Source organism: Hartmannibacter diazotrophicus, assembly GCF_900231165.1.
Taxonomy (GTDB): domain Bacteria; phylum Pseudomonadota; class Alphaproteobacteria; order Rhizobiales; family Pleomorphomonadaceae; genus Hartmannibacter; species Hartmannibacter diazotrophicus.
In genome coordinates this window covers 3932718-3959018 of record NZ_LT960614.1, presented here as the reverse complement: position 1 = coordinate 3959018, position 26301 = coordinate 3932718, and the positions used below count along the sequence as shown (strand labels likewise).

The window sequence follows — 26301 nt, the reverse complement described above, 5'->3', positions numbered from 1 at the left end:
CCTGAAGGGGGCGCTGCCCGGCCGGATCAGCCGGCGCCGAACTGGCTCAAGGCGTCCTGGGCCGGCCGGTATTTCGGATCGAGGGCTGCACCGCGCCGCACGGAGGCAAGGCCCTCCTTCTGCTGGCCGAGACGAATCTGGGCGATGCCGAGGTTGGTCCAGAAGACGGCGGAGTTCTTGTTGCGGTTCACGGCTGCGGCAAAGTCCTGCAGGGCTTCCTTGTCGCGGCCGAGCGCAAGCTCGCTCTGCCCGCGGCCGTTGAAGGCGTCCGGCAGGTTGGGATCGAGCGCCATCGCGGTGGTGAACTCGGAGATCGCGATGTCATGCTGGCCCTGCGCCTGATAGATCAGCGCGCGATTGTAATAGGCGCCGGCATCGGACGACGAGATCGAGATCGCGGTGTTGAAATCCTGCAGGGCCAACTGCGTCTGGCCGAGCTGGCGGTAGATCGAGCCGCGCTGGCGATAGGCCGAGCCATATTGCGGGTTGATCTGGATCGCCGCGTTGTAGTCGGCCAGGGCCTTCTGCGGCTGGCCGATGCGGCGATAGACGAGGCCGCGGTTGGCGTAGGCCTGATAGAGATTCGGATTGAGCTGGATCGCCGTGGAGAAATCCTGGATCGCTTCCCGGTAGCGCCCCGCCTGCCCGTAGGCCGAGCCGCGGATGTTGTAGGCGCTGGCATCCTGTGGATTGCGCGCGATCACTTCCGACAGGGACGAGATATTCTCCGGCGAGGCGGCATTGGGATTGAGCGTGACCCGCTCAAGATCGGCCGTCTGGTCGGAGCCACCGCTGACGCAGCCCGAAAGGGCCAGCGAGGCACCGAGAAGAAGAGAGGCTGTCAATCCGCGGGAAAAGCGCTGCATCATTCCAATCCGTGCCCTCGGAACTGTGCGGCAAGGCCTGGCCCAAGCCTTGCCGGTTCCCTTTGTTTCGTCTGTCTTATCAGACAAAATATCCGAATCCGGGCCAAAATGCCAAGTTTCGCGGTCGGGTCCGGTCGAGACGCGCGCCAGCTTGCGCACGCGCAAAAAGAGACGACCGCCTTGACGGTCGCCTCCGCTATCGCAGTGTCTGACGATCAACGAAGCCGGCAGGCAGGACGGCTCAGCGGCCCTTGCCCGGGAGCAGGCCTTCGCGCTGGGCCCGCTTGCGCGCCAGCTTGCGGGCGCGGCGGACGGCCTCGGCCTTCTCGCGCGCACGCTTCTCCGAGGGCTTCTCGTAGTGATCGCGAAGCTTCATCTCGCGGAAAATACCCTCGCGCTGCATCTTCTTCTTGAGCGCCTTGAGAGCCTGATCAACATTGTTGTCGCGAACGAGTACCTGCACGCGTAACCTTCCCGTGAATTCGAATGATTGTCCCGGCGGGGATAAGCGGTGGAAACCACCGTTCGGTACCATGGGTACCAATCGAGTGGGAGCGATTTACCAGAAGAGCCGGACAGTGTCCACCGGCAAAGCTGGAAAAATCGCAAGGTCTCCCGAGGTTTTGAGCGGGGAGAGCGCCAGCGATGTCCGGCCCTGCCGTTCCTGCGGCCTTCCTATAGGCGTGTCAGCCGGTTGACGTGGCCCATCTTGCGCCCCGGCCTTGCCTCCCGCTTGCCGTAGAGATGAAGCCGTGCCTGCGGATCGGCGACGATCGACAGCGCGTCGTTCGCCTCCTCGCCAATGAGATTCTTCATCGTGACGCCGGCAAGGCGCTCAGTGGAGCCAATCGGCCAGCCGGCAATGGCGCGGACATGATTCTCGAACTGCGAGGTCAGCGCCGCGTCTTCCGTCCAGTGGCCGGAGTTGTGAACGCGCGGGGCAAGCTCGTTGACGACGATGCGCTCGCCGTCCTTGTCGCGCACGAGGAACATCTCGACGCCGAGGACGCCGATGTAGTCGAGTGCCCTGGCGATCGAAAGGCCGAGTTCGCGCGCGGCCTCGGCGGTCGCCGGATCGATCGGCGCGGGCACGATTGTCTCATCGAGAATGTGGTTGGCGTGGCGGTTCTCGCCGATGTCGTAGACGTCGGCCATGCCGTCGCGGCCGCGCACGACGATGGCCGAGACCTCCATCGCGAAGGGAACGAAGCCTTCCAGGATGAGATTGCCGCCGAAGCGCTTCAGCGCCTGCGCAATGTCGCCGGCCGTCTCGACGCGGGCCTGCCCCTTGCCGTCGTAGCCGAAGCGGCGCGTCTTGATGATCGCCGGCAGGCCGGTGCCGGCGATTGCCGCCTCGATGTCCGCCGCCGTGTCGACCGTGGCGAAGGGGGCGACCGCGATGCCCGTCTCGGAGAGAAACGTCTTCTCGGCAAGACGGTCCTGCGTGATCGCCAGCGCCCGCGCATCGGGGTAGAGCGGCCTCCTCGCGGCGATCAGATGGGCGGTCTCGGCCGGCACGTTCTCGAATTCGTAGGTGACGACATCGACGTCGGCGGCGAAGGCGGCGAGCGCCTCGACGTCGTCATAGGCCGCCACCGTATGCCTTGCGGCGACGCGGAAGGCGGGGCTGTCCGGCTCGGGGCAATAGACATGGCAGTCGAAGCCGAGGCGGGCGGCGGCAAGGGCGATCATGCGGCCGAGCTGGCCGCCGCCGAGAATGCCGATCACGGCGCCGGGCGCAAGCGGTGCTGGACTCACTTTGCGGGCTCCTCGTCGACAGGCTCGAGCGCGACGGCGTCGGTCTGGCGGGCGCGGTAAGCGTCGAGGCGCGCGGCAAGCTCCGCATCGCCCAGCGCCAGCACGGCAGCGGCGAGAAGGGCGGCGTTGATCGCGCCGGGCTTGCCGATCGCGAGCGTTCCGACCGGAATGCCGCCGGGCATCTGGACGATGGAGAGGAGGCTGTCCTTGCCGCTCAGAGCCTTGCTCTCGACGGGAACGCCGAAGACCGGCAGGGGGGTCATCGAGGCCGTCATGCCGGGCAGGTGCGCCGCGCCGCCGGCACCGGCGATGATGACCTTGAAGCCGGCGTCCCTGGCGGATTTGGCGAAGTCCACCAGACGGTCCGGCGTGCGGTGCGCCGAGACGATCCTGTCGGCGTGGCCGATCCCGAGGGCGTCCAGCGTCAGGGCGGCGTGCTTCATGGTCGCCCAGTCGGACTGGCTTCCCATGATAATGGCGACAGGGGTCTCACTCATCGATGTAGGTGTTCCGGCAAGGCTCAGGCGTGTTGGCAAACGGCATCAGGCCCGTGGGGGCGGCCGACCACAGGGCCGGGTCCGATGCCAGAAGGCCTCGCTATAGAGCAAATCCGGGATGATGAAAACCGGGCCGCGGACGATCGGCGCCAAGCGCTGCCGCTTTCCGTCTCAGGCGATGATGTCGGGGAGAATCTGGTCCTCGAGGAAGCTGATGCGGTCCTTCAGCGAAAGCTTTCTCTTCTTGAGGCGCTGAATCTGAAGGGTATCGATCGCGCCGAGCTGGAGCATGGCATCGATGGCAGCATCCAGGTCCCGATGTTCCTGTCGAAGACGAGCCAGCTCGATGCGAACGTCCTGTTCGTCGATTTCGTTCATATGGGCCGTTCCCAAAATTGCCACATCAAGGGTCGTGTCGACCGCCTGCGACCCTCCGGCCCTGCGGCCGGAAGAAAACCCGTCGGACAATATAGCAAATTTCCACGAAGGGTATCGTGAATTGAAGCGTCTTCACAAGCGGTTGCGAAAAATTTGGGCGCAGTGGTGAATGGGCGAATTTTATGCAGTTTGCGGGATTTGAAATGATTGCGGCGCGCCCGGCGGTCCTTCGTCGGCGAAAAGTTAGCCATGCATTTCAAGCGCTTGTTTCCGTCCCTGATTTTGGGCGGGAAACAAGCTCCCGGTAGAATGTGATGTTGGGGTTTCCGGCAACTTGGCGGACATATTGACGTCATCTCCTGTCGTGCCCATCATCCCAAAAGGCTTGGTTTCGAATGCCATTCCAGGGTTTGGAAGGCTCGGGGATGCGGCGGTCCGGCCATCGCCATTTGCGGCGGACCGATCGGCCGGGCGGCCTTCCTGACCATGCCGGAGAAGCCGGGTGATCTTCAAAGATCGCCTGGCAACAATTGGTTTATATTCTTTAATATATTTCGATTAGACTTTGATTGTTTAAGACAATTGAAAGACAAAACTTCTGAAGCACCCTATTCATGCCACATTTATTGTGCGACACTACATGCCTTGTCACGAGAGCGGAGATCGCTACCGCTCCATGCAGGAAGGAGGCACGGATGTCGCTACAGTCTCATATCGAGGAACTTGAACGCCGCCACGCGGCTCTCGAGAGACAGCTTGAAGATGTTGTCCACCATCCAAGCGTTGACGAAGTCAAGATAAGAGATCTCAAGCGTCGGAAGTTGCATCTCAAAGATGAAATCTCCAAGCTTCTGAGCGGTGTGAGCGTACGTACCGCTCTGCACTGAGCCTTGCCGGAGGCCGATCGGGAGGCAGGGCTGGCGATGACAGCGGCAAAGTTTCCGGTGTTCTGACTGCGCGTCGGAGACGTTTGAAGCCCCGTTCACCCCCTGGAATTTCGTTCATTGTTCTCACGGCGCCCCGTATGGGCGCAGACACCACGGGTCGGCGGACCCGTGGTGTTTTTTTGTCGAGCCGGCGGTGTCCGGACGGCGTGCCGGTGACGGCAAGCCAGGCATAGGCAGCCGGAGACGAACAGCCGGAGACGGGCCGAATGAACGAGGGGCGCCGGATCGATCCGGCGCCCCTTTTGCGTGAGGTTCCTTTGCGTGAGGTCCCCTTGTTTCCGGGACCCCGATGTCCTTTCCCGGAAGCCGGATCTCAGGCCACCTGCCGTGTCCGTTCGCGCAGGACGAACTTCTGGATCTTGCCGGTCGAGGTCTTCGGCAGTTCGTCGAAGACGACATGACGCGGGCACTTGTAGTGAGCCAGCCGTTCGCGGCACCAGGCCTGCACTTCGTCCGACGTCAGCTCCATGCCGGGTTTGACCTCGATGAAAGCGCAGGGCGTTTCGCCCCATTTCTCGTCGTCCTTGGCGACGACAGCCACCGCCTGCACCGCCGGATGCTTGTAGATCGCATCCTCCACCTCGATGGACGAGATGTTCTCGCCGCCGGAGATGATGATGTCCTTGGAGCGATCCTTGAGCTGGATATAGCCGTCGGGGTGCAGGACGCCGAGGTCGCCGGAGTGGAACCAGCCGCCGGCAAAGGCATCCTTGGTGGCCTTGGGGTTGAGCAGATAGCCCTTCATCACCACGTTGCCGCGGAACATGACCTCGCCCATTGTCTCGCCGTCGGCCGGCACGCGGGTCATCGTCTGGGGATCCATGACGGTCAGATCCTCCAGCGCCTGGTAGCGCACGCCCTGACGGGCCTTCTTCGTGGCGCGTTCGGCTGAGTTCAGCGCGTCCCAGTCCTCCTTCCACTCGTTGACGACGGCGGGGCCGTAGGTTTCGGTCAGGCCATAGAGATGGGTCACCTCGAAGCCGGCCTCGGCCATGCCGGCCAGGACCGCCTCGGGCGGTGGGGCGGCGGCCGTCAGGAACTTGATGACGCGGTCGAAGGTCTTCTTCTCGGCAGCGGGGGCATTGAGCAGCAGGCTCATGACGATCGGCGCGCCGCAGAGATGGGTGACGCCATGCTCGGCGATCGCCTCATACATCGCGGAGGCCCGGACCCAGCGCAGGCACACATGCGTTCCCGCGACGGCGGACAGCGTCCAGGGGAAGCACCAGCCGTTGCAGTGGAACATCGGCAGGGTCCACAGATAGACCGGATGGCGGGGCAGGGAGCAGGCCAGCACGTTGGCGTAGCACATCAGCGCCGCGCCGCGGTGGTGATAGACGACGCCCTTCGGATTGCCCGTCGTCCCCGAGGTGTAGTTGAGCGAGATGCTTTCCCACTCGTCATCGGGCATGCGCCACTCGAACTCCGGGTCGCCGTCCTTGATGAACTCCTCGTATTCGATCTCGCCGAGCCGCTCGCCCTCCACGGCGAATTCCGGATCGTCGAAGTCGATGACCAGCGGCTTGACCTTGGCCTCGGCCAGCGCGGCCTTGATGGTCTTGGAGAACTCCTTGTCGGTGATCAGCACCTTGGTCTCGGCGTGGTCCATCGAGAAGGCGATGATCGCGGCGTCGAGGCGGGTGTTGAGCGTGTTGAGCACCGCGCCGATCATGGGAACGCCGTAGTGGCATTCGAGCATGGCCGGGGTGTTCGCCAGCATCACCGACACGGTGTCGCCCTTGCTGATGCCCCGGGCCGCGAGGGCGGAGGCAAGCTTGCGGCAGCGGGCGTAGAAGGTGCGGTAGTCGGTCTTGCTCTTGCCGTGGATGACCGCCGTGTGGTTCGGGAAGGTCAGGGCGGAGCGCGCCAGGAGCGAGAGCGGGGTCAGCGGCTGGTAATTGGCGGGATTGCGGTCGAGATCCTGCTCGTAGATAGACGGCATGTCTTTCTCCCTGTGATCTTGTTGTTCGCCTGCTCCGGCCGGCCGCGGGCACGGCCCGGCCCCCGATGCCGACGAGGCAAACGTGGCGTCTTTTAGAGACGCCTCATAAATCACATTCGAAGAAAGCTCTTCTGCGCGCAAGAGTTTCCGGTATCAGCAATTCTACCCAAATGGAATCGCTGGGGCAAAGTGTCGCGGGTCCCGGATGCCCCGGGCCGGCCCCGCGAACCGAGGGTGCGCGGGGCTATTCGGCGACCGTGCCCGGGCTGGCGGCAAGCGTGCTCGTGCTCGCGGCTGCGGGCTGCCGGGCGGGCTGTTTGCGCCCGAGCCGGTCCATCAGCACGGCGACGCCGTATTGCACGAGGATGCCGGTGAGGACGAGGATGAGGTCCAGCCAGAAGATGGAGGGCTGTTCGGGCATCGGCGTCTTCGCGTCGTAGCCGTTGTAGATGAAGCGGATCTGCAGCCCGATGACGGACAGCAACGTGCCGGTCCAGAAGACGGGAAGCGAGTTGCGCCCGATCAGCACCAGCATGTTCTGCGGTGTCAGCCAGCGCTTCAGCCAGCCCATCAGCGGGCTGTGGCCGATCACATAGGCCAGCGCCAGAAGGTGGGCAAGGCGCGGAAAGCTGACATAGGACTTGTCGTTGCCGACCATGGTCAGCGGCAACGGCAGGGCCGGCAGCGTGCCCCACATGTTGAAATAGGCATAGGAGCCGCAGGCAATCAGGTAGGCGAGCGAGGCCCAGAAGAGCGGCGCATAGTAGGGAACGCCCTTGCCGGTCCGCATCACCCGCTCGCCGATGAGGAAGCCGGCGGTGAAGATGAACTGCCAGGCGAAGGGGTTGAAGAACCAGTAGCCCTTGTCCGGGAATGTCGGAATGTTGAACTGGAAGATCTGCGCGCCGAGATAGAGCGTGACCGAGACGGCCAGCAGCAGGTGGCGGCTGACGCCGGCAAGGAACAGGATGGCCGGCAACATGGAAAGCAGCGCGACGTAGATCGGCAGGATGTTGAAATAGCCGATCTGGTAGGTGAGGAGCGGCAGCCCGACGAGCGCCGCCGGCGTCTGCGCGAACATCGGCGGCAGATTGAATTCCGTCAGCAGGAATGTCGTGCCGAACCACACCGCAAAGCTGGAGAAGAGCGCGAAACCCACAACGATGTTCGACAGGTGGGCGATGTACAGGGTGCCAACCCGCTTCATGACCTTGCCGATCGCCATGAAGGGGCTGGCGTTCATGAAGGCGGGGAAATAGGCGAAGGCGGCGGAGACGCCGGCCAGCAACACAAAGACCTCGGCTGCGTCGGTGATGCCGAAATTCTTGTGACTGAACTTCTCGAAGAGATTGCCGGGGATGTGATTGACGAAGATTTCTATCAGGGCGATCCCGCGAAAAAAGTCGATCCTCAAATCACGCTCGGCTGGCCGCCTGATCATCTTTCCCAGTTCCTCCCAAAGGCCATGGCCCAAATCACAGGGACCAGCATGAGGTCGCCGCCTATGCGGGCGAACCTTCCCGGGACGCCGCATTGTCCTTCGGAAGTGCTTTTTTGCTGGTTCAACCGCGCCGTCGTTCAAGACTTTTCACTGTCAGGACGCGCAGGCTGTTGAATTGTTCCGTGCAAGCACGTCGAAAATACGGCGCAACTTGGCCGCAAGAAAGAATTTTTTCTTGCGGGCGAATGATTTCGGAGGGGCGACGACCAATCTCCGGTTCGCGCAAAAAAACGCGGCCTGCCGATCCTGGCGGGCCGCGTTCATGTCGGCGGGCGTTCTTCGGCCCGCTCGTCAGATCGTTTCGATCTGACCGGCCTTCTCGAACAAATCGTGGTTGGCGCAGAGTTCCGGCGGACGATCGGCGCCCCGGATGGCGGCAAGATCGAGCCACTCGCGGCAGGCAGCGACGTCAGGGCAGTGGGTGCAGCGCTCGGCTGCCGCCTCGATGGTCGCCGGATCGAATGCCTCGGCCGGGTTGATGCCAAGGGTGGAGGCCATACGGCCCATCAGGTGGGGGATCGCGGTGTCGATATTCGGACGGTCTGTCATGGCCTTCCTCCTTCGCAGGATCGCTCAAGGTCGGCGTTCACACTAGGATGCAGAAATTCCGCCGTCCTTGGCATGGATCAATGCGCAGCCGGAAAGCCCACGGCGCGGAAGGCGCGGGTCAAAAAACCTGTCGGGGCAATAAAAAAGGCGCGCCGTTGCCAGCGCGCCTTCCATCGACCATCGACCGGTGAGCCGATCAGTTATCCTCTTCGTCGTCCTCGGACGGCTTCTGCTGCATCGCGTTGAGCTTGGCGAAGACGGCCGCGGCGTCAATCTCTTCCTCTTCTTCCTCGCGCTGCGCGGTGCGGGCACCGAAGGCGGCGAGGGCGTCCGTCGAGGTCGTGTCGTCGACGGGCAGAAGCGAGGGCGATTCGACCGGAGCTGGCGGCAGGTTCTTGGCGGCCTTCTCCACTTCGAGATCGAGTTCGATCTGCGAGCAGAGGCCAAGGGTCACCGGGTCCATCGGCGTCAGCGACGCCGAATTCCAGTGCGTGCGGTCGCGGATCTGCGCGATGGTCGGCTTGGTGGTGCCGACGAGGCGCATGATCTGCGCGTCCTTCAGTTCCGGATGGTTGCGAACCAGCCAGAGAATGGCGTTGGGGCGATCCTGGCGGCGCGAGACGGGCGTGTAGCGCGGTCCCTTGCGCTTGGATTCCGGGACGCGGACCTTCGGTTCGGCCAGGCGCAGCTTGTGACCGACATTGCGCTGGGCAAGGTCGATTTCCTCGCGTGTGAGCTGGCCGGTCTGGACGGGGTCGAGACCCTTGATGCCCTGGGCCGCCTCGCCGTCCGCGATCGCCTTCACCTCGAGCGGGTGCAGTCGGCAGAACTGGGCGATCTGTTCGAAGGACAACGCGGTGTTCTCGACGAGCCAGACCGCGGTGGCCTTTGGCATCAGTGGGGCGTTGGCCATGGGTAAAGTCCTCCAGGTGGCCCGGCCGGGTCAGCGGCTGGGCGATAGCGGTTCCAATCGTGAATTGGGGAATGCCCGCTGTATAACGGCATGCGCGGCGAAACGCAATTTCAAACAGGGGCGCGGAGGCGACATCTTTCGGTCCGGATGATTGCGGAGCCGATGACGGCGTTGGTGACCCAGCGAGACCAAGAAAGCGGGAAAGAAATTCCTGGTCGACGGCGACAAGATCACGGCCGAATTTCTTCCCGGCGCGCGGGGACAACTTGATCCGCCGGCGGCTGGAAATTCTCCCTGCTCGTCGCTCCTGTCGCTGCAGAGCATCGGCAGCCGGATTCCTCTTTCTCAAGAAAGCTGTTTGGGATCTGCCTCTTGCATCAACTTCGGATCATGTGTTGCCGGACGGACGTCTCAACTTCGTCTCTTGAACATGCCAATGTCATTTGCTGCGTATTAACACGGAATTTTTCGCAGTTTTACGCCTTGTTAACCTTTCTAAGTTATTGATCATCTTGTCCAGACTTCTGGATCTTCGAGTGGCTCCCGTCACTCATTTGACGCCTCCCTGTCTACTCTGAGCCGCGCTTGTCGCGGCTCTTTTTTGTTCTCCCCGCCCCAATCCGCCTGATCCGCCCAATCCGCCCGTCCATGCGCGCGCCTGTTCACGGGCGTTAACTTTTCGTTAAGGTTTTTGAAGACGGCCGGGGCGTTTCGGAGCTATCCTGTCTGTCCATGGCATGGCCGTTGCGATGCGGTGTGAGCGCGAGCCAGGGCTGCGGGAAAGTGACCCATTTTGAACACATGGGCCGAATAGGAGGCTGAATTCGGCGTCCATTCTCAGTTCGAGGGCCAGCAGAACAGTATCGAGAGTAAGGCTTGGAACAATGACTGACAGGACGAAAGACGTCGACTGGCGCGAACCGGAGGCCATTCCCTTCGCGCAACGGTTTGCCGGATCACAGACCTTTCGGGATTTGTTCCGGGAGGGAATGTCGCTGGTCGAGGAGACCGCGGCCTATCTCGACGGTATCGGGCGCGAACAGTCGCGGGAGTTGGGTCGTTCGGCCTCTCTCGTCTACGCCACGGAATCGATGCGCCTCACCACCCGTCTGATGCAGATGGCGTCCTGGCTGCTGCTGCAGCGGGCGGTCAACGAGGGCGAGATCAGCCAGGCCCAGGCCGGCGAGGAGAAGGCCAAGGTCCGTCTCGACAGTGGCATCATGGCCGAGCGCCATGCCGACTGGTCGGAACTGCCGGTGGAGCTCAGGGATCTCATCGCGCGCTCTTTCCGCCTTCTGGAGCGGGTGCGCTATCTCGACGATGCGATCTATTCGCCCGTCGCCCAGCCGGGGTCCAATCCCGTTTCGAGACAGCTGGAGCAGCTTTCGAACGCCTTCGGATCGGCATTCGACAAGCACTGACCCGCCGTCCGAACGGTTGACCATGCCGGTCGCAGGAGCGATTTCGGCCTTTGCGAAAACAGAATCCCGTGGCCATGTCACGGGGATTCTGTGCCGGGATGATTCCGCCCGGAAGAAAATTCCGTTAGGACAATGTCCCAGTTCGATCCAACCGATCCGCAAGGCCGTCTCGTGAACCGCTCCCGCCTGTTTCTGATTACCCCCCGACATTTCGAGCTTGAATCCTTCGTCCCCGAGCTTGAAGCCGCGCTCAATGGCGGCGATGTCGCCTCGCTGCTGATCGCGACGGAGACGACGTCGGAGGCGGCGCTGCAACGGATCGCCGAACGGCTCGTTCCGCTCGCCCAGGCCCATGACGTCGCGGTTCTGGTCCGCGGCGACACCAGGGCCATGGGACGTTCGCAGGCCGACGGACTGCATGTCGACAGCGGCCTTGCGGATCTGACCGACGCGGTGGAGCGATTCCAGCCGCGCTCGATCGTTGGGGCCGGCAATATCCGGACCCGCGACGAGGCCATGGCCATCGGCGAAGCCGGCGCGGACTATCTCTTCTTCGGGCTTCTCGATCTGGCGCCCGAGCCGACGGCGCACCGCAAGTCGCTCGACTTCGGGCGCTGGTGGGCCGGTCTGTTCGAGCCGCCCTGCGTCGTGCTGGCCGGGACCGACCTTGCCTCCGTCGGCGAGGCGGCGGCCACCGGCGCGGAATTCGTCGCCGTCCGGGAAGCGATCTGGGAACATTCCGGCGGCGCGGCCGAGGCCATACGCGAGGCCAACGCGGTGCTCGACGGCGTTGGCGGGGAGAGCGTCGAGGAATGAGCGGCCGCATGACCCGACTCAGGCGATGCCTGCTGCTTGGGCCCGCATCCAGCGTGATCGGGGCGGCGCTCGTCCTGTCGTCGGCCGTCATGGCGCAAGACCAGAAACCGGCCGATGCCGCCAAGCCACCCGCAGTGGAGGCCCCAACCGGCGCGGATGCCGTGCCGGCCGGTGACGCCGAGCCATCGACTGCGGAGACCCCATCCGGCGCTGACACGGCGCCGGCCGATGAGGCCAAGCCGTCTGCCGGGGTGGCGCCGCCCGAAGGGGATGCGGTGCCGGTCGGGAACGACAGCCTCGGCCAGTTCATCGAGAAGATCGTACCGCCACCGCGGCCCTCCGAAGAGGGGCCTGAAGGCGCAACGTCTCCGGCGGAGCAGACGACAGCCAGCCCTCTGACGGCCTCGCCGCCCGTCAAGCCCGCCGGGCCGGGCCAGCCGCCGGAGCCTTTCGCCTGGTCGGATCTGGAGCTTTTTCCCTATCTGGAAGGCGCCATTGCGCCCAATCCGAAGACGGTCGGCAAGGGCTTCAACGAGCCCAACGCCGTGGCCGAGGCGACGATGAGCAAGAGCCAGCAGGACGCCCTGCCGGACCGCAACAAGATCGACTACGCCTATGGGGCTTTCCAGCGCGGGCGGTATCTGACGGCCCTTTCCATCGCCACCGGCAACGCGGTCGATGGCGATCCGGCCGCCTGCACGCTGATCGGCGTCATCTACGCCAATGGCCTCGGTGTGCCGCAGAACACCAAGGAGGCGGCGATCTGGTATCAGTTGGGCGCCGATCGCGGTGACAGTTCGGCGATGCTGGAACTTGCCAATCTCTATGCCAACGGCGACGGCGTGACGCGTGACGCGAAGAAGGCCGGCGACCTCCTGGAACAGGCGCACAAGCTCGGGCGGGTCCAGGCGTCCTATGGTCTCGGGCTGCTCTATCTTTCCGGAAAGGGGCGCCCGAAGGACGTCCGGCGGGCGACGGACCTGTTTCTGGAGGCGGCGGAAGCCGGCAACGGCGATGCCGAATATGCGCTCGCCAGCCTTTATCTCGACGGCGAAGACAAGAACCCCGTCAGGGCGGCGGAGTGGATGGGCAAGGCGGCGCTCAACGGCATCGTCGCCGCGGAAGTCGAATATGCCATCATGCTCTACAATGGCAGCGGGGTGGTGAAGAACGAGCGGCTGTCTGCGGCGTGGTTCGAGCTTGCCGCCCGCCAGGGCAATCCGATCGCGCAGAACCGGCTTGCCCGGCTCTATGCCATCGGCAGCGGCGTCGAGCGCGACGACAGCAAGGCCGTGACCTGGTATCTGCGTTCGCGCGCCGCAGGCATCCAGGATACCTGGCTCGAAGCCTTCATGGAAAAGGTGCAGCAACAGGCTGCGAAGGATGCAGCTCCGGTGGGGTCGGGCTCTGTCCAGGGCGGGCCCTAATACTCGCATTCTGCCGGTATAGAGTTGTTGTTCTTGGTGATTTTCCGGTGTTCCGGCCGATTCCTCAATAGAAGCAGAGATATGGTGAATTTACGCGCTGCAAGAACGGCGCTGTTTTTATATGCGTTCCTTAGTTTCCTTTGAATTGCGACGGTCTTTTAAAGAAAACTTTATTCTTTGCACGTCATCTAACACTCGGCGGCCTTCCGGGCTTGGCGTCCTCTCAGTTGAAATCTGCAAGGGATGCGGGAACAAAATGGGTCCGAGACGCCGCTTGAACGTCAAGAGGCATGGGACCGATCCTGCCGGTCAATGACGCTGTCGATAGGCTCCTGTCCTGTTGTCTGCGCGCGCCGTCGAGACCGGAAGACCATCGGCCGGATGCGCCGACCTTGCACGCCAACACATGGAACCGGTGCAAAGGCTGGACATGGAACGATATGCAATGGAGTCAGCGCCGGAGAAGTTCGCCGATCGGCTTCGGACCGTCCAGCTCGGCCTTGTGCTCTCAGGCATGCCGCTGACCCTGATTGCCAATTGCTTCGTTGCCGCGTCGGCGTCCGTCGTCATGTGGTACAGCGACCGGAATGACGAGATCTTCTGGTGGCTCGGCGCCGTCGTCGTGCTCAATGTCCTGCGATCGCTGATGGTTCTCGTGGCGCGGCTGTTGAACTGGGTCGAAGTCCGTCGGTCCCTGCTGGCCGCGACGCTGGTTGGAGGGTCTCTTGCCAGCGGCGGGCTGTGGGCCCTGCTGCCAACCGTCCTCAGCGACGTGGGCAAGCCGACCAGCGCCTATGTCACGTTCATTCTGGCCGGCGTTTCGGCTGGCGCGATGATCCAGAGCGTTCCCTACAAACTCAATGCCCAAGCCTTTTTCGGCCCGCCGATGATCGCCCTCAGCTTCGTTCTGCTGACCGATGGCGAGATGGTCCAGTTCATCGTCGGCATCAATGTCGTCCTCCTGACCCTCATCATGTTTCGCGGCGGCCGCGCCGCCGAACGGGGATTTCTGAAGACGCATGCGATGGCCTTCCGGGCGACGTCGCTGGCGACGTCGCTGTCGCAGGCCAACCACGACATCAGCCGCTCCAATCATGAGCTCGAGATCATCGCGACCCGCGACCCGCTGACCGATCTCGCCAACCGGTCCCTCTTCAACGATCACCTGAGCGAGAAGCTCGGCGGTGATCCGGACGACGGGCACGCCGTCGCGCTGCTCGTTCTCGACATCGATCTCTTCAAGACGGTCAACGACACCTTCGGCCATACGGTCGGCGATACGGTGCTTGTCGCGTTCGCCAGGGTCCTGCGCGATGCCTGCAGCAAGGGCGATCTTATCGCCCGTCTTGGCGGCGACGAATTCGCCGTGGTCGTGTCCGGCCCCGAGGCGGAAGCGCGGGCGGAGGCAATCGCCAACTGTGTGCTGGCGATCAACGGCCGCTCGCCGAAGGCCGGCGATCCGACCTCGATGATCGGAACCAGTATCGGTCTTGCCGTCTGCCGGCGAGGCGCGGAGACCGCCGAGCAACTGTTCTCCAACGCCGATGCCGCGCTCTACGAGGCCAAGGCGCAGGGCCGCCGCCGCTTGCAGCGCTTCGACGAGACCCTGCGGGCCATGACCGGACGCCGGCACGAGGTCGAGACACGGCTCGAAACGGCTCTGTCGACCGGCGAGATCAAGGCCTTCTTCCAGCCGCAGGCGCTGCTTTCCGATCGCCGGGTCGTCGGCTTCGAGACGCTGGCGCGCTGGCTGCACCCGGACATCGGGCCGGTTGCGCCGGACGAGATCGTCAATGCCGCCAGCCGCCTGCACCTGCTCGACCGGCTCACGGAAATCATGGCCCGCTCGGCCTGCGAACTGATCCACAGGCTCGATGATCTCGGCCTGGGCGACACGATCGTCAGCGTCAACGTCTCGCCGCGCGAATTCGGGGTGACCTCGCCGGCGGCCACCCTGATCCGCGTGGCGGCGGAGACCGGCATTGCGCCCGAACGCCTGGAAGTGGAGATCACCGAGGAAACGCTTCTCGATGCGCGCATGGCGGCTGTGGACCTCAGCCTTCTCGACGAAGCCGGCTTTCCGATCGCGGTCGACGATTTCGGCATGGGGCATTCTTCCCTGGCTTACCTCCTCAAGCTCAACGTCAGTCGTCTGAAGATCGACCGCAGCTTTGTCGACGGCATTGCCGATAGCAGCACCAACAGGGCCTTGGTCAGTGCGCTCGTCAGCGCCGGCCGGGCGCTTTCGATCGACATCATCGCGGAAGGCGTGGAGCGGGAGGCGGATTGCGAGGTGCTGCGCATGCTCGGCTGCCGCTATGGCCAGGGGTTTCTGTTCGGGCGGGCGATGTCCCTTGCCGAGGCGCTGGCCTGTTTCGAGCAATCGGAAAAGGGGCGCGGCCGTTCGACCGCCTGAGGCCGGCGCGGCGCCCGACCGGTTCTTCAATGCCGGATGGCCGGGTCAACACCGGCCGGAAGGTCTGCCATGCGCGGCCGCGACAGCATCCTCCCCTTGAATTTTCCGCGGGTTTATGGTCCAGAGAGCGCCTTGTCGGTCCTTGGAGCGGCTCGTGGTCCATCCGGACCGCCTTGCCGCCGCTCGGGCCGCTCAGCACCTTTTTCCGGGGACGATCCCCGCACGTTCATCCCGCCCGGCGGGACAGGTAGCCGGTACCGACCGGCAGGAAGACGACGCATGGCCCGCAGTGCCCTCATGACCGTGATGATCCAGGCCGTCCGCAAGGCGGGCCGCAATCTTGCCCGTGACTACGGCGAGGTGGAAAACCTGCAGGTCTCGATGAAGGGGCCCGGCAACTTCGTTTCCGCCGCGGATCGCAAGACCGAAAAGACGATGATCGAGGAGTTGCAGCGGGTTCGTCCCGGCTGGGGCATTCTCACCGAGGAAAGCGGCGAGATCGAAGGAACCGATCCGAGCAACCGCTGGATCCTCGATCCGATCGACGGCACGACCAACTTCCTGCACGGCATTCCCTATTTCGGCATTTCGCTGGCGCTGGAGCGGGCGGGCCAGATCGTCGCCGGCGTCATCTACAATCCGGCGTCCGACGAGCTCTTCTCGGTCGAAAAGGGCACTGGCGCCTTCCTCAATGACCGTCGCATGCGCGTCGCCGCCCGGCGCGCGCTGGCCGATTCCGTCATCGGCTGCGCCCAGCCCAATATCGGCTACGGCGATCACGCCGCCCATGCCGCGCAGCTTCGCCAGGTTGCGGCCAACAGCGCCGGCATCCGCTGCTTCGGCGCCTCGGCGCTCGATCTTGCCTATGTGGCGGCGGGCCGGCTCGACGGGCTCTGGGTGCAGGGGCTCAAGCCGTGGGACTGTGCGGCCGGCGTCCTGATGATCCGTGAGGCGGGCGGTTTTGCGACCGATTTTGCCGGTCGCGACAAGGCGGTGGAGACCGGCGAAATCGTCGCCGGCAACGAGGACATCCACGGCGCGCTCATGAAGCTGCTTGGCGGCAAGTAACGGGCGCCGTTACAGGACCGGCATGGCGGGTCATTCCGCCCGGCAGCACCGCAAATATGCGGACAGTGCCGCGCGGGCGGTTTTTATTCCTGTCCATTCGCGCTATCAGTGTCGCGATACCGTTCGAGACGACGCTGTTTGAGACAGGGGCCAAAGGTGCAGGATATCGATCCCTACAAGCTTTCAAGCCCGGTGGTCTATCTGTGGCGCATGGTGCTGTTCCTGGTGATTGCCGGGCTGCTGGCATTTCTGCTCTACCGCCAGATCGAGGTTGCCTTCCTTTCCAATCCGGCGCTGAACTCCACAATCATCCTGTGCGCCTTCGTCGGCATCCTTCTGGGCATGCGGCAGGTGATCCGCCTCATCCCGGAAGTGCGCTGGGTGAACGGGTTCCGCCTCGCCGATCCCGGCCTCACCGTCGCGCGGCCGCCGGTGCTGCTGGCGCCGATGGCGACGCTGCTCGGCGACCGGCTCGGACGGACGGCGATTTCGACGCAGACGATGCGTTCGATCCTCGATTCGATCGGCACCCGTCTCGACGAGGCGCGCGACATCTCGCGCTATCTCACCGGTCTTCTCGTCTTCCTCGGCCTGCTCGGCACCTTCTGGGGCCTCATCCAGACCGTCACGGCGGTCGGTGACACGATCCAGTCGCTCGACGTTTCGTCGGGCAACACGGGGTCGATCTTCGAGGATCTGAAAGCCGGCCTGCAGGCGCCGCTCGCCGGCATGGGAACGGCCTTCTCGTCCTCGCTCTTCGGTCTTGCCGGATCACTGATCCTCGGTTTCCTCGACCTTCAGGCGGCGCAGGCGCAGAACCGCTTCTATGTCGACCTGGAGGACTGGCTGTCCACGGTCACCGACCTGGAACCCGATTTCCTGTCCGAAGGCCGTCTTGGGGAGGACAGCGTCCTCACGGCGATCGAGCGCCTGTCCCGGGAAGTGCACGAAGGATCGGGCAAGGGGGCAACCTCGGCTGCGATCGGCCAGCTTGCCGACAGCGTGCATGCGCTCGTCCAGAACATGCGCGAGGAGCAGAAGAGCCTGCGCGCCTGGGCGGTCAAGCAGGGTGAGCAGCAGCAGGAGATCAAGCAGCTCCTGCGAGCCCTCACCGACGGGTTCAACAACAGCAACGAGTAAGGCGCCGCGGCGCGCAACGCGGCGGCAGGGGATCACGCAGACATGGCACTCGGGCGACGCCGTTTCCAGGGCGAGATGAACTACTGGCCGAGCTTCGTCGATGCCTTGTCGACGCTGGTTCTGACGGTCGTCTTCATGCTGTCGATCTTCATGATCTCGCAGTATTTCCTGAGCCAGGAGATCTCCGGCAAGGACACGGTGCTCAATCGCCTGAACGCGCAGATCGCCGAACTCACGCAGCTTCTGGCGCTGGAGCGGTCGAACAGTCGCGAGCTTTCGGCCAATCTGGCCTCGTTGCAGGATAATCTCGGCGCAGCGCTCACCGAGCGCGACAAGCTTCAGTCGCAGCTCACCGCCCAGTTGGGACAGGGGGCGGAGGCCGGCGACAAGGTGTCGGCGCTCACGTCCCAGCTCACCGCCGAAAAGCAGGTCAGCCAGCAGGCGCTGGCGCAGGTGGAACTGCTGAACCAGCAGATCTCGGCGCTGCGCCGGCAGATCGCGGCGCTGGAAGACGCGCTCGATGCGTCGGAATCGCGCGACCGCGAGAGCCAGGCCAAGATCGCCGACCTCGGCAAGCGCCTCAACGTGGCGCTGGCGCAGAAGGTGCAGGAACTTTCGCGCTACCGGTCCGACTTCTTCGGACGGCTGCGGGAAATCCTCGGCAACCGCTCCGACATCCGCGTCGTCGGGGACCGGTTCGTCTTCCAGTCGGAAGTGCTGTTCAGTTCCGGCTCTGACGAAGTCAACGATGCCGGCGAGGTCGAACTCGACAAGCTGGCCGAGGCGATCCTGGAGCTGGAGGGCGAAATTCCGCCCGAAATTCCGTGGGTGCTGCGCGTCGACGGCCACACGGACGCGCGTCCTCTTTCCGGCACCGGCCGCTTCCGCGACAACTGGGAGCTTTCGGCCGCCCGCGCGATTTCCGTCGTGAAGTTCCTCATTTCCAAGGGCGTCAAGCCGGTTCATCTGGTGGCCGCGGGCTTTGGCGAATACCAGCCGCTGGAAGCGGGCGACACCGACGAGGCCTATGCCAAGAACCGCCGCATCGAGCTCAAGCTCACCGAGCGGTAGGCCAGGACACTTTTCCCCTTTCGGGTCAGAGCACCGGCCGCGCCGTGCCTTCGGCAAACTGCAGCCGGGCGAGCCTTGCGTAGAGGCCGCCCTTCGCCACCAGTTCGTCGTGGGTGCCGATCTCGGCGATCTTGCCGCCATCCATGACGATGATGCGGTCGGCGGCCTGCACCGTGGCAAGACGGTGCGCGATGACGAGGGTCGTGCGGCCCTGCATCAGCCGCTCCAGCGCCGTCTGGACGAGGCTTTCGCTTTCCGCGTCGAGTGCTGAGGTGGCCTCGTCGAGGAGGAGGACTGGCGCGTCCTTCAGGATCGCGCGGCCAATGGCGACGCGCTGGCGCTGACCGCCGGAAAGCGTCACGCCCCGCTCGCCGAGCATCGTCTCGAAGCCTTCGGGCAGACGGGCAATGAAGTCAGTCGCGAGGGCGTCCTCGGCGGCGGCGCGGATTTCGTCCTCGCTCGCGTCCGGCTTGCCGTAGCGCAGGTTTTCCGCCGCGCTGGTGGCGAAGATCACCGTATCCTGCGGCACGATGGCGATGCGCTTCCTGAGTTCGATAGGATCGACGGTGGAGACGTCCATGCCGTCGAGCAGCACCTTGCCGGACTGCGGGTCGTAGAAGCGCAGCAGCAGGTGGAAGAGCGTCGACTTGCCAGCGCCGGACGGTCCGACGATGGCGACCGTCTCGCCCGGCTTCACCGCGAAGGTGATGCCGGAAATGACGCCCACGTCCGGGCGGCCCGGATAGGCGAAGGTGACGCCCTCGAAGGCGACTTCGCCGCGCGGCGGCTGGGGCAGGGCTGCCGGGGAGGCGGGTGCCGTCACCTCGGGCTCGACGGCCAGCAGTTCGGTGAGGCGTTCGGCGGCACCGGCTGCCTGCGAAAGCTCGCCCCAGACCTGGCTGAGTTCGCCGAGCGCCCCGGCGGCAAAGACCGAATAGAGCACGAACTGGCCGAGCGCGCCGGCGGTGATGCGGCCGGCGAGCACGTCCTGCGCGCCGATCCAGAGGACGGCGACGACCGAGGCGAAGATGACGAAGATGGCGAAGGCCGTCAGGAAGGCGCGGGCCTTGATTTGCAGCTTGGCGGCGTCGAAGGCCTTTTCCACCGCGCCGGAAAAGCGGCCGGTCGCATAGACCTCGTTGGTGAAGGCCTGCAGCGTGCGCACCGCGCCGATGGCCTCGGAGGCATAGGCGGCGGCATCGGCAAGGGTATCCTGCGCCATGCGGGAGCGACTGCGCACCTTGCGTCCGAACCAGACCAGCGGCAGCACGATCACCGGAATGGCGAGCAGCACGAAGGCGGACAGGCGCGGGCTCGTCACCACCATCATGATCACGGCGCCGATGAAGAGCACGAGGTTTCTCAGCGCGATCGAGGCGCTGGCGCCGACGGCCGACTTGATCTGCGTGGTGTCGGCGGTGAGCCGCGAGACCACCTCGCCGGACTGGGCGGTGTCGAAGAAGGCGGGCGAGAGCGTCGTCAGGTGGGCGAAGACGGCGGAGCGAAGGTCCGCCACCACCCGTTCGCCGAGCCAGATGACGAAATAGTAGCGGCAGGCGGAGGCGAGCGCGAGGACGGCGACGATGGCGATGAGCGCGCCGAAGTAGCGACCGATGAGATCGGCGCCTTCGATCGAGAAGCCATGGTCGATCATGCGGCGCACCGCGATCGGTACGGTCAGCGTCGCCATCGCGGCAACGACGAGAGCGACGAGCGCGGCCGCGACCTGCGGCTTGTAGCGCATCATGTAGGGAAAGAGGGATTTCAGGGGACGGAGGGCCGGGCGTCGTTGCGACTTTGCCGTCTTGTCTTGCGCGATATCTTCCTGCGTCACGTCAGATCGCCTTTGCTCAGATGCGTCTCGCCCGGGCGGACATGAGCATCTGAACGCGCGGATGGCAAGTGCGAAGCGTATCCTTTCCAAAGTCTGCTGTGCTTCGTATGATCCGGGCGGCATTGGGGATTCCGTCTCCAATGGTCGGCACCGAATATTTGAGGTGTCTCGTTGAATTTCATTTGAAGAAGATTTTGAACGCCATGAAGAAGACTTCGATTCTTGCCGCCCTCGCCCTTCTTTCCTGTCTTCCGGCCACCGCGGCGACGGCGAGCGACGAGTTCGCCACGACGACCCTGCAGCTTTGCGACAAGATGAAAGGGTGCGCCGTCCAGCAACTGGACCAGGCCGAGGGCATGACCGAGGCCATGAAGGCCCAGATCATGCAGGGCCTCGAGATGATGTGCGTGGGGATCAACCAGAATTTCTCGACGGTCGCCCGCTTCCATGCCCTTTACGATCCGGCGGTCGCCTGCATGAAATCGATGACCGCGCTCACCTGCGAGGAACTGGAGGGCGACGGAGCCGACGCGACCGAGGAATGCCAGGAATACCAGCGCCTCGCCGACCAATACAGCAACTGAACCGGGCCAATCCTATTCGACGGTCAACCTTGCCGTCGACTATCGCTCCATCCGGTCCCGCAATGGTGGTGGGGCCGGCAGGAGGCCGACCCGGCGATGCGGCGACCTAGGACTTTTCGCCGTCTCGTGTTGCGGAAAAGCGGGCAAACTGGCGGAAGAGCCGGTGCATGACATCGGTCTTCAACTTGACGACGCGCGGCGTCTCGGGCGCGCAGGACAGGCCCACCGCGGCGATGCGTCCGGCCTCGTCGCAATCGCGCACGATCAGTTCGATGGGGCCGACGGCCATGCGATCGCCGGCCTCCGCATGGCCGCCGAGGCGGTCGGTCATGTAGTCCACGATGGACAGGCTGGCAGTCTTCTCCTCGATCCCGACCGCATAGATCGCGTCGAGGTCGCCCATGGTCTTGTCCGGTTCGATGCTGAACTCGCCGAAGAATTCCGCGTCGTCCTGCGAGACGATGGCGGGACTGGCGAAGAGCCGGTCGAGCAGCGGGGGAAGCCGCGGCGAAATGAAGAGATAGACGTAGTCGCCCGGCTGCAGCCGGCCGGCATACTGGTAGCGCATCGACTTGCCGTCGCGGATGACGAGGGAGGGCCGTGCCCAGCGTGGCAGGCGCGAGCCGCGCGTCACCGGACTGTCGGGCACGACCCTGTAGGCTAGGAGTTCGTGGTTGGCGGTGCCGGGCAGTTCCAGTTCCACCTTCTCGATCGGGCCGATCTTGGGCGGCAGGACGAGGCCGAGCCAGCGGGCCAGCGGGTTCACCGTCCAGCCCTGAAGCAGCAGCGAGGTCAGCACCACGATGAAGGTGGTGTTGAAGAAGAGCATGCCGTTGTGCACGCCGCCGATCACCGGCAGGATCGCCAGCAGGATCGAGACGGCGCCGCGCAGGCCGACCCAGGCGACGAAGGCGGTCTCCCGGCCGGAGAAGGACTGCGGCAGCAGGCAGAGCCAGACGGCGATCGGGCGGGCGACGAAAATCAGGAACAGCGCGATCGCGATCGCGGGCAGGGCGATGGCGGGAAACTGCGAGGGGGTGGCCAGCAGCCCCAGCACCAGGAACATGATCATCTGGGCAAGCCAGGTCGTGCCCTCCTGAAAGCGGACGAGCGTCGCCTTGGCGCGGACGTGGCGGTTGCCGGCGTAGAGGCCGGCGACATAGACGGCGAGGAAGCCGCTGCCGCCGATGGCCCCGACGAGGGAGAAGAGGAAGATGGCGCAGGCGAGCACGATGATCGGGTAGAGGCCGCGCTCCAGCGTCAGCCGGTTGACGATGGTCAGGATCAGCATGCCGCCGACGAAGCCGCCGATGAGGCCGAGACCCATCTGGCGGATGAAACCGATCAGGAGGGCGGTGGCCATGCTGCCGGAGGCCATGTCCGGCATGGCGGCGAGCGATGTCAGCGTCAGGGTGAGGAAGATCGCCATCGGGTCGTTGGAGCCCGATTCGACCTCGAGGGTGGAGCGTACCCTGTCGCGCATGGTGACGCCGCCGACCCGCAGCAGGAAGAAGACGGCGGCCGCGTCGGTGGAGCTGACGATGGCGCCCATCAGCAGCGACTCGATGGCGTCCAGGCCGAAGAGCCAGTGCGCGGCGAGGGCCACGAGGCCGGTCGTCAGCAGCACGCCGAGCGTGGCGAGCGTCAGGGCGGGCATGGCCGCCAGCTTGAAACTGTTGATCGACGTGCCGAAGCCGCTGTCGAACAGGATCACCGCAAGGGCAAGCGAGCCGATGAAATAGGCCGCGCCGCCATTGTCGAACAGGATGCCCATGCCGTCTTCGCCGGCGAGCAGGCCGATGCACAGGAGCAGCAGCAGCAGGGGCGCGCCAAGGCGAGAGGCGAGCAGGCTGGATATCGCGGAAACGATGATGAGGCCGGCGCCGACCAGAGTGATCATGTAGATTTGGTCGATCAGCACGCCGGATGCCCCTTTGCCGGTTCAGGATTCTGTCGATTTCGGATCACGGACAGCGCCGCGAGCGACAGAGCGCTCATCCCTGATAACTGGGAAGGAATTGAGGCGGCGTCAGAATCACGCGGGTGTTTATCTCTCGGTCATGATACGTCATCCGAACGTCAGGCGTCCCGCCGTCACGTGGCGGAGCGAATGCCTCGTTCTCTCCCTTGCCTCTTTTGCCCCGCTGCGCTATAGAGCGCCCAAACTTCAGTCGCTTCGACGGAATGCGGGCCTTGCCGGAAGGCGAGGGGCTCGCTTTTGTGTTTCGGAGGACTCACCCGAAATCGTGGGCCGACCCGGCATTCCGGCGCTTTCCTCGGAAACGTCTGACTTGGGCGGCTGAAGCCAAGGCGGCGCGAAAGACAGCGGCCTTCCTTGGCAGGCTTTGAGGAATTAGGACGATGAAGGACGGTATTCATCCCGACTACCACACCATCAAGGTGGTGATGACGAACGGCACGACGTTCGAGACGCGCTCGACCTACGGCGCCGAGGGCGACACGCTCAACCTCGACATCGACCCGACCTCGCATCCGGCCTGGACGGGCGGCTCGCAGCAGCTCATGGACCGCGGCGGCCGCGTGTCGCGCTTCAAGTCGAAGTTCGGCGGTCTGTTCGGAGGCTGATTGCTTCCACCTGACCATGCGCTTCTTTAAATCCCGGGTGGTTTCACCCGGGATTTTTTTGTTTCGGCGTTGGTCCGTCGAGAATGCCTTGCCTGCCGAGAACAAAAAAATGGCGCCGTCCGAAGACGGCGCCCCAGGGGAGAACACTCAGCATTGAAATGGCTTCTTTCCATGCCTCCCGGTTTTCGGAGGAGGCCAGGCAAGAAGCCGAAGTCCGCGAGGCGTGGTCTGAAAGCCGACCTGCCTCGACCTCTCGCCGGTCAGCCTCCACGACAAGGCTTGCTGCGGGGGGCTTCGCCCCGCTTCGGCTCTACCGGATGCGCCGGAGGGCCTACTTGTTGAAGGACGAGCGAAGCACCTTGAGGTATTCCGGCGGAGGCTCGCTCATGGCGCCGCCGATCAGGGCTGCGAGTTGCGAGCCGGCGAGCGGTTCGATCGGGCGGTTCAGCATCTTTGCCTCTGCTTTCAATTCGTCGCTTGCCATCGTTCGGTCAAAGGCGTCGCGCAGGCACTGGAGCCGATCCTTGTCCATGCCCGGCGGTCCGGCGAGCGCACGTCCGGCCGAGGTGATGTCGGCCTGAACCTGAATGAGCCTTTCGAATTTCGCGTCGACAGCGGAGGACAGCGGAGGCACATTCGGGCGCTCGGGCAGCCCCTCGGTGCCGAAAATCCACAAGACGCGGCCGGTCTCCGCCTTTTCAGCAGCCTCGGCGGCGCTGAGCGAAGACACGAACAGGTCGAGTTCGCCACGCTGGAGCGATGTATAGACCTCCTGCGAGCCGCTGAAGCCGGTGATCACACGGCCGTCGTCCATGAACATCGCCAGGAGTTGCGAGCCGATATATTGCGGCGATCCGAGGCCGGTCGAGCCGACGCGGACTTTACGCTCGGCCGCGATCGCCCGGACATCCTCGCCTGTCTTGATGCCGCCGTCCGGGGCGGTGGTGATGACGTCGGGCTCACCGGAAATGCGACCGATCCAGGAAAACTCGTTGGTCTTGAAAAGCACGCCGTCGGCACCGCCGAGTTCGGCGGCCACCATGCCGCTGATGGCAATGAGCTGGATCGTGAGCCCGTCAGGCTTGGTGGCCCATGTCTGGTTGGTCGCGAGAAGGCCGCCGGCTCCCGGCTGGTTGCGCACGATCATATTGGCGGCACCAAGTTGGTCGCCCATGAACTTGGCGACCATTCGCCCGTACGTGTCAAAACCGCCGCCAGCCGAAAAGGGCACGACCATCTCGACGGTCTTGCCCTTGAAGAATTCGCAGCTGTCGGCAGCATTCGCCACGCCGCCAGAGGCAAGAGCGAAGGGAAGCGCCAGGGCCGCCAGGAAAAAGGGCTTCGCTTCTGCTTTCCGCCGGACGTCCATTCGATCCTTGCTCACGCTATTTCCTTTCTGGAGTCACTCTTCAAAAGAGGAATCGCCCGGCGCTCGCGGATATGAGGGCAGCCCTCACGCCGTGGATTCGGCATGGCGAAAGAAGGCGAAACGACACCTGTGCGGTTCTTCGGACCGTGGCGACGATTACGCGCGGGTGATGATGTGCCGCATTATTGGGCTTGCATCATGATGGGGCAAATTGATTTTCACGCTCGATTGATCGCCTACGCCGATTTATCGCGCGCACCTCACGTGCGCAGGCACGCAGCGAACGTGTGAGCTGCCGATTTATGGAGAGAGGCCGGAATGGCGGGACATCGACGCCCGCCCGAGTCCCGCTCTTATCCGAAGGCGCCGGAAATCACGAAGAGCGCGCTCTTGGCGAGAGCGTAGACGACGCCCGAGACCACGACCGTGGAGCTTGCCGCCGCGAGCCAGCCTGCCAGGACCCAGACGCCGTCGCGTTCCAGAAGCCCGAGCGCGAGGATGCAGATCGCGAGCGCGGGGAAGATGTTTCCGAGCGGGATCGGCAGGAAGAGGATGATGGACAGGAGGAAGCAGACCGCGCCGATGATATTCTGCCCCGGCGGATAGACGATCGGCGTCAGACGCGGCTTCAGCAGGCGCTCGGCGCGGGCGAGCCAGGGCAGCACCCGTTCCACGATCCGGGAGAAATCGCTCCTTGCCATGGACCGGTTGGCGATGATCTTCGGCAGCCACGGCTTGCGGCTGAGGGCGAGCTGGAAGGCAAGAAAGATCAGCGGCGCACCGAGGATCGCCGACGTGCCGGGCGGCGTCGGCAGGACGTTGGGCACGGCAAAAATGAACAGCAGCGCGCCGTGCGCCCTGTGCCTCAGGGCGTCGACAAGATCGGCCAGCGATATCCGTGCCTGGGTGTCGTCGTCGGCCAGCGTGCGCAGGATATCCGACAGCCGTCCGCCGCGAGGGCGTTCTTCCGCGTTCATTTCATCGATTTCAGCGATTTCCGGCGACTGGTCAAACGGCATCAACGGTTGGTCCTTGGACGCGGCGATTGCGACTGGTCTTTGTCCGATTCGCCGACCGACCGGATATCAGCCCAACATGGCAGAAGTGTAATAGCTGCCGCTTGTCACCGTCCAACCGTAGTTGCGTCTTTGGTTTACCAGCAGCCTTTCCGCATTTTTCAAAATCGCGGCAAGGCTGCGGGCCGTCGTCATGAGGGCG

The 26301-nt window shown here is 64.2% G+C and carries 25 protein-coding genes; 10 read left to right on the top strand and 15 right to left on the bottom strand.

The genetic code is table 11. The annotated features are described in order from the left end of the window. Positions 1-26 precede the first annotated feature (26 nt). The 5 genes from HDIA_RS18450 to HDIA_RS18430 form a co-directional block, all read right to left on the bottom strand. The gene (locus HDIA_RS18450; RefSeq protein ID WP_099557500.1) at positions 27-869 is read right to left on the bottom strand and encodes a tetratricopeptide repeat protein; all 843 of its coding nucleotides are present in this window, start codon (positions 867-869) and stop codon (positions 27-29) included. 238 nt (positions 870-1107) lie between these two features. After that, positions 1108-1401, bottom strand: a complete 294-nt coding sequence (gene rpsU / locus HDIA_RS18445; protein WP_245883955.1) for a 30S ribosomal protein S21 — start codon at positions 1399-1401, stop codon at positions 1108-1110. Positions 1402-1541: 140 nt separating this feature from the next. After that, positions 1542-2624 (bottom strand): 5-(carboxyamino)imidazole ribonucleotide synthase, encoded by a 1083-nt coding sequence (locus tag HDIA_RS18440; protein WP_099557498.1) that lies wholly within the window; start codon positions 2622-2624, stop codon positions 1542-1544. Beyond that, positions 2621-3121: a 5-(carboxyamino)imidazole ribonucleotide mutase gene (purE, locus tag HDIA_RS18435; protein WP_099557497.1), complete on the bottom strand. Its 501-nt coding sequence runs from the start codon at positions 3119-3121 to the stop codon at positions 2621-2623. The genes HDIA_RS18440 and purE overlap by 4 nt, the downstream gene beginning before the upstream one ends. Positions 3122-3292: 171 nt before the next feature. Next, positions 3293-3499 (bottom strand): YdcH family protein, encoded by a 207-nt coding sequence (locus HDIA_RS18430; protein ID WP_099557496.1) that lies wholly within the window; start codon positions 3497-3499, stop codon positions 3293-3295. 695 nt (positions 3500-4194) lie between these two features. Between HDIA_RS18430 and HDIA_RS18425 the strand changes: the two genes are divergently transcribed. Next, positions 4195-4386, top strand: coding sequence for a YdcH family protein (locus HDIA_RS18425; protein ID WP_099557495.1), 192 nt, complete (start codon positions 4195-4197; stop codon positions 4384-4386). A gap of 373 nt (positions 4387-4759) precedes the next feature. On the opposite strand, the gene HDIA_RS18420 is transcribed toward HDIA_RS18425, so the two are convergent. The 5 genes from HDIA_RS18420 to HDIA_RS18405 all read right to left on the bottom strand — a co-directional run bounded on the left by HDIA_RS18420 (position 4760) and on the right by HDIA_RS18405 (position 9351). Further along, positions 4760-6388: an acyl-CoA synthetase gene (locus tag HDIA_RS18420; RefSeq protein ID WP_099557494.1), complete on the bottom strand. Its 1629-nt coding sequence runs from the start codon at positions 6386-6388 to the stop codon at positions 4760-4762. Between the two features lie 244 nt (positions 6389-6632). After that, a complete protein-coding gene (locus HDIA_RS18415; protein ID WP_157775729.1) occupies positions 6633-7829 on the bottom strand; it encodes an OpgC family protein in 1197 nt (398 codons plus the stop codon). Between the two features lie 153 nt (positions 7830-7982). Beyond that, positions 7983-8153, bottom strand: coding sequence for a hypothetical protein (locus HDIA_RS25435; protein WP_157775728.1), 171 nt, complete (start codon positions 8151-8153; stop codon positions 7983-7985). Between the two features lie 27 nt (positions 8154-8180). Beyond that, entirely contained in the window at positions 8181-8438 is a 258-nt protein-coding gene (locus HDIA_RS18410; protein WP_099557492.1) for a DUF6455 family protein, read from the bottom strand. 196 nt (positions 8439-8634) lie between these two features. Next, positions 8635-9351: a DUF1013 domain-containing protein gene (locus HDIA_RS18405; RefSeq protein ID WP_099557491.1), complete on the bottom strand. Its 717-nt coding sequence runs from the start codon at positions 9349-9351 to the stop codon at positions 8635-8637. Positions 9352-10235: 884 nt separating this feature from the next. Here HDIA_RS18405 and rcdA point away from each other — a divergent pair. The 7 genes from rcdA to HDIA_RS18370 all read left to right on the top strand — a co-directional run bounded on the left by rcdA (position 10236) and on the right by HDIA_RS18370 (position 18710). Beyond that, positions 10236-10772, top strand: a complete 537-nt coding sequence (gene rcdA, locus HDIA_RS18400; RefSeq protein WP_099557490.1) for a protease adaptor protein RcdA — start codon at positions 10236-10238, stop codon at positions 10770-10772. Between the two features lie 132 nt (positions 10773-10904). After that, on the top strand, positions 10905-11588 hold the full coding sequence (locus tag HDIA_RS18395) for a thiamine phosphate synthase (RefSeq protein ID WP_099557489.1): 684 nt from the start codon (positions 10905-10907) through the stop codon (positions 11586-11588). An 8-nt stretch (positions 11589-11596) separates the two neighbouring features. Further along, on the top strand, positions 11597-13015 hold the full coding sequence (locus tag HDIA_RS18390) for an SEL1-like repeat protein (protein WP_162292668.1): 1419 nt from the start codon (positions 11597-11599) through the stop codon (positions 13013-13015). Positions 13016-13460: 445 nt separating this feature from the next. Further along, positions 13461-15431: a putative bifunctional diguanylate cyclase/phosphodiesterase gene (locus HDIA_RS18385; protein ID WP_162292667.1), complete on the top strand. Its 1971-nt coding sequence runs from the start codon at positions 13461-13463 to the stop codon at positions 15429-15431. Between the two features lie 279 nt (positions 15432-15710). Then, positions 15711-16499, top strand: coding sequence for an inositol monophosphatase family protein (locus HDIA_RS18380; protein WP_099557486.1), 789 nt, complete (start codon positions 15711-15713; stop codon positions 16497-16499). A gap of 210 nt (positions 16500-16709) precedes the next feature. Next, positions 16710-17639, top strand: coding sequence for a flagellar motor protein MotA (locus tag HDIA_RS18375; RefSeq protein ID WP_099559000.1), 930 nt, complete (start codon positions 16710-16712; stop codon positions 17637-17639). A 42-nt stretch (positions 17640-17681) separates the two neighbouring features. Further along, positions 17682-18710, top strand: coding sequence for a peptidoglycan -binding protein (locus HDIA_RS18370; RefSeq protein WP_099557485.1), 1029 nt, complete (start codon positions 17682-17684; stop codon positions 18708-18710). A 25-nt stretch (positions 18711-18735) separates the two neighbouring features. Here HDIA_RS18370 and HDIA_RS18365 read toward each other — a convergent pair whose 3' ends face one another. Further along, the gene (locus HDIA_RS18365) at positions 18736-20529 is read right to left on the bottom strand and encodes an ABC transporter transmembrane domain-containing protein (RefSeq protein ID WP_245884306.1); all 1794 of its coding nucleotides are present in this window, start codon (positions 20527-20529) and stop codon (positions 18736-18738) included. Positions 20530-20747: 218 nt separating this feature from the next. Between HDIA_RS18365 and HDIA_RS18360 the strand changes: the two genes are divergently transcribed. Continuing rightward, positions 20748-21128, top strand: a complete 381-nt coding sequence (locus HDIA_RS18360; RefSeq protein WP_157775727.1) for a hypothetical protein — start codon at positions 20748-20750, stop codon at positions 21126-21128. A gap of 106 nt (positions 21129-21234) precedes the next feature. On the opposite strand, the gene HDIA_RS18355 is transcribed toward HDIA_RS18360, so the two are convergent. After that, positions 21235-23043 (bottom strand): potassium/proton antiporter, encoded by a 1809-nt coding sequence (locus HDIA_RS18355; protein ID WP_099558999.1) that lies wholly within the window; start codon positions 23041-23043, stop codon positions 21235-21237. 446 nt (positions 23044-23489) lie between these two features. On the opposite strand from HDIA_RS18355, the gene rpmE reads away from it, so the two are divergent. Then, a complete protein-coding gene (rpmE, locus tag HDIA_RS18350) occupies positions 23490-23714 on the top strand; it encodes a 50S ribosomal protein L31 (protein WP_099557482.1) in 225 nt (74 codons plus the stop codon). A gap of 331 nt (positions 23715-24045) precedes the next feature. Here the strand turns inward: rpmE and HDIA_RS18345 are convergent, their stop codons facing one another. From HDIA_RS18345 to HDIA_RS26000, 3 genes are all read right to left on the bottom strand, one after another. After that, positions 24046-25098: a Bug family tripartite tricarboxylate transporter substrate binding protein gene (locus HDIA_RS18345; protein WP_157775726.1), complete on the bottom strand. Its 1053-nt coding sequence runs from the start codon at positions 25096-25098 to the stop codon at positions 24046-24048. Between the two features lie 338 nt (positions 25099-25436). After that, positions 25437-26102, bottom strand: a complete 666-nt coding sequence (locus HDIA_RS18340; RefSeq protein WP_099558998.1) for an exopolysaccharide biosynthesis protein — start codon at positions 26100-26102, stop codon at positions 25437-25439. 66 nt (positions 26103-26168) lie between these two features. Beyond that, complete coding sequence (locus HDIA_RS26000; protein WP_281259960.1) at positions 26169-26294, bottom strand: hypothetical protein; 126 nt, start codon at positions 26292-26294, stop codon at positions 26169-26171. Positions 26295-26301 lie beyond the last annotated feature (7 nt).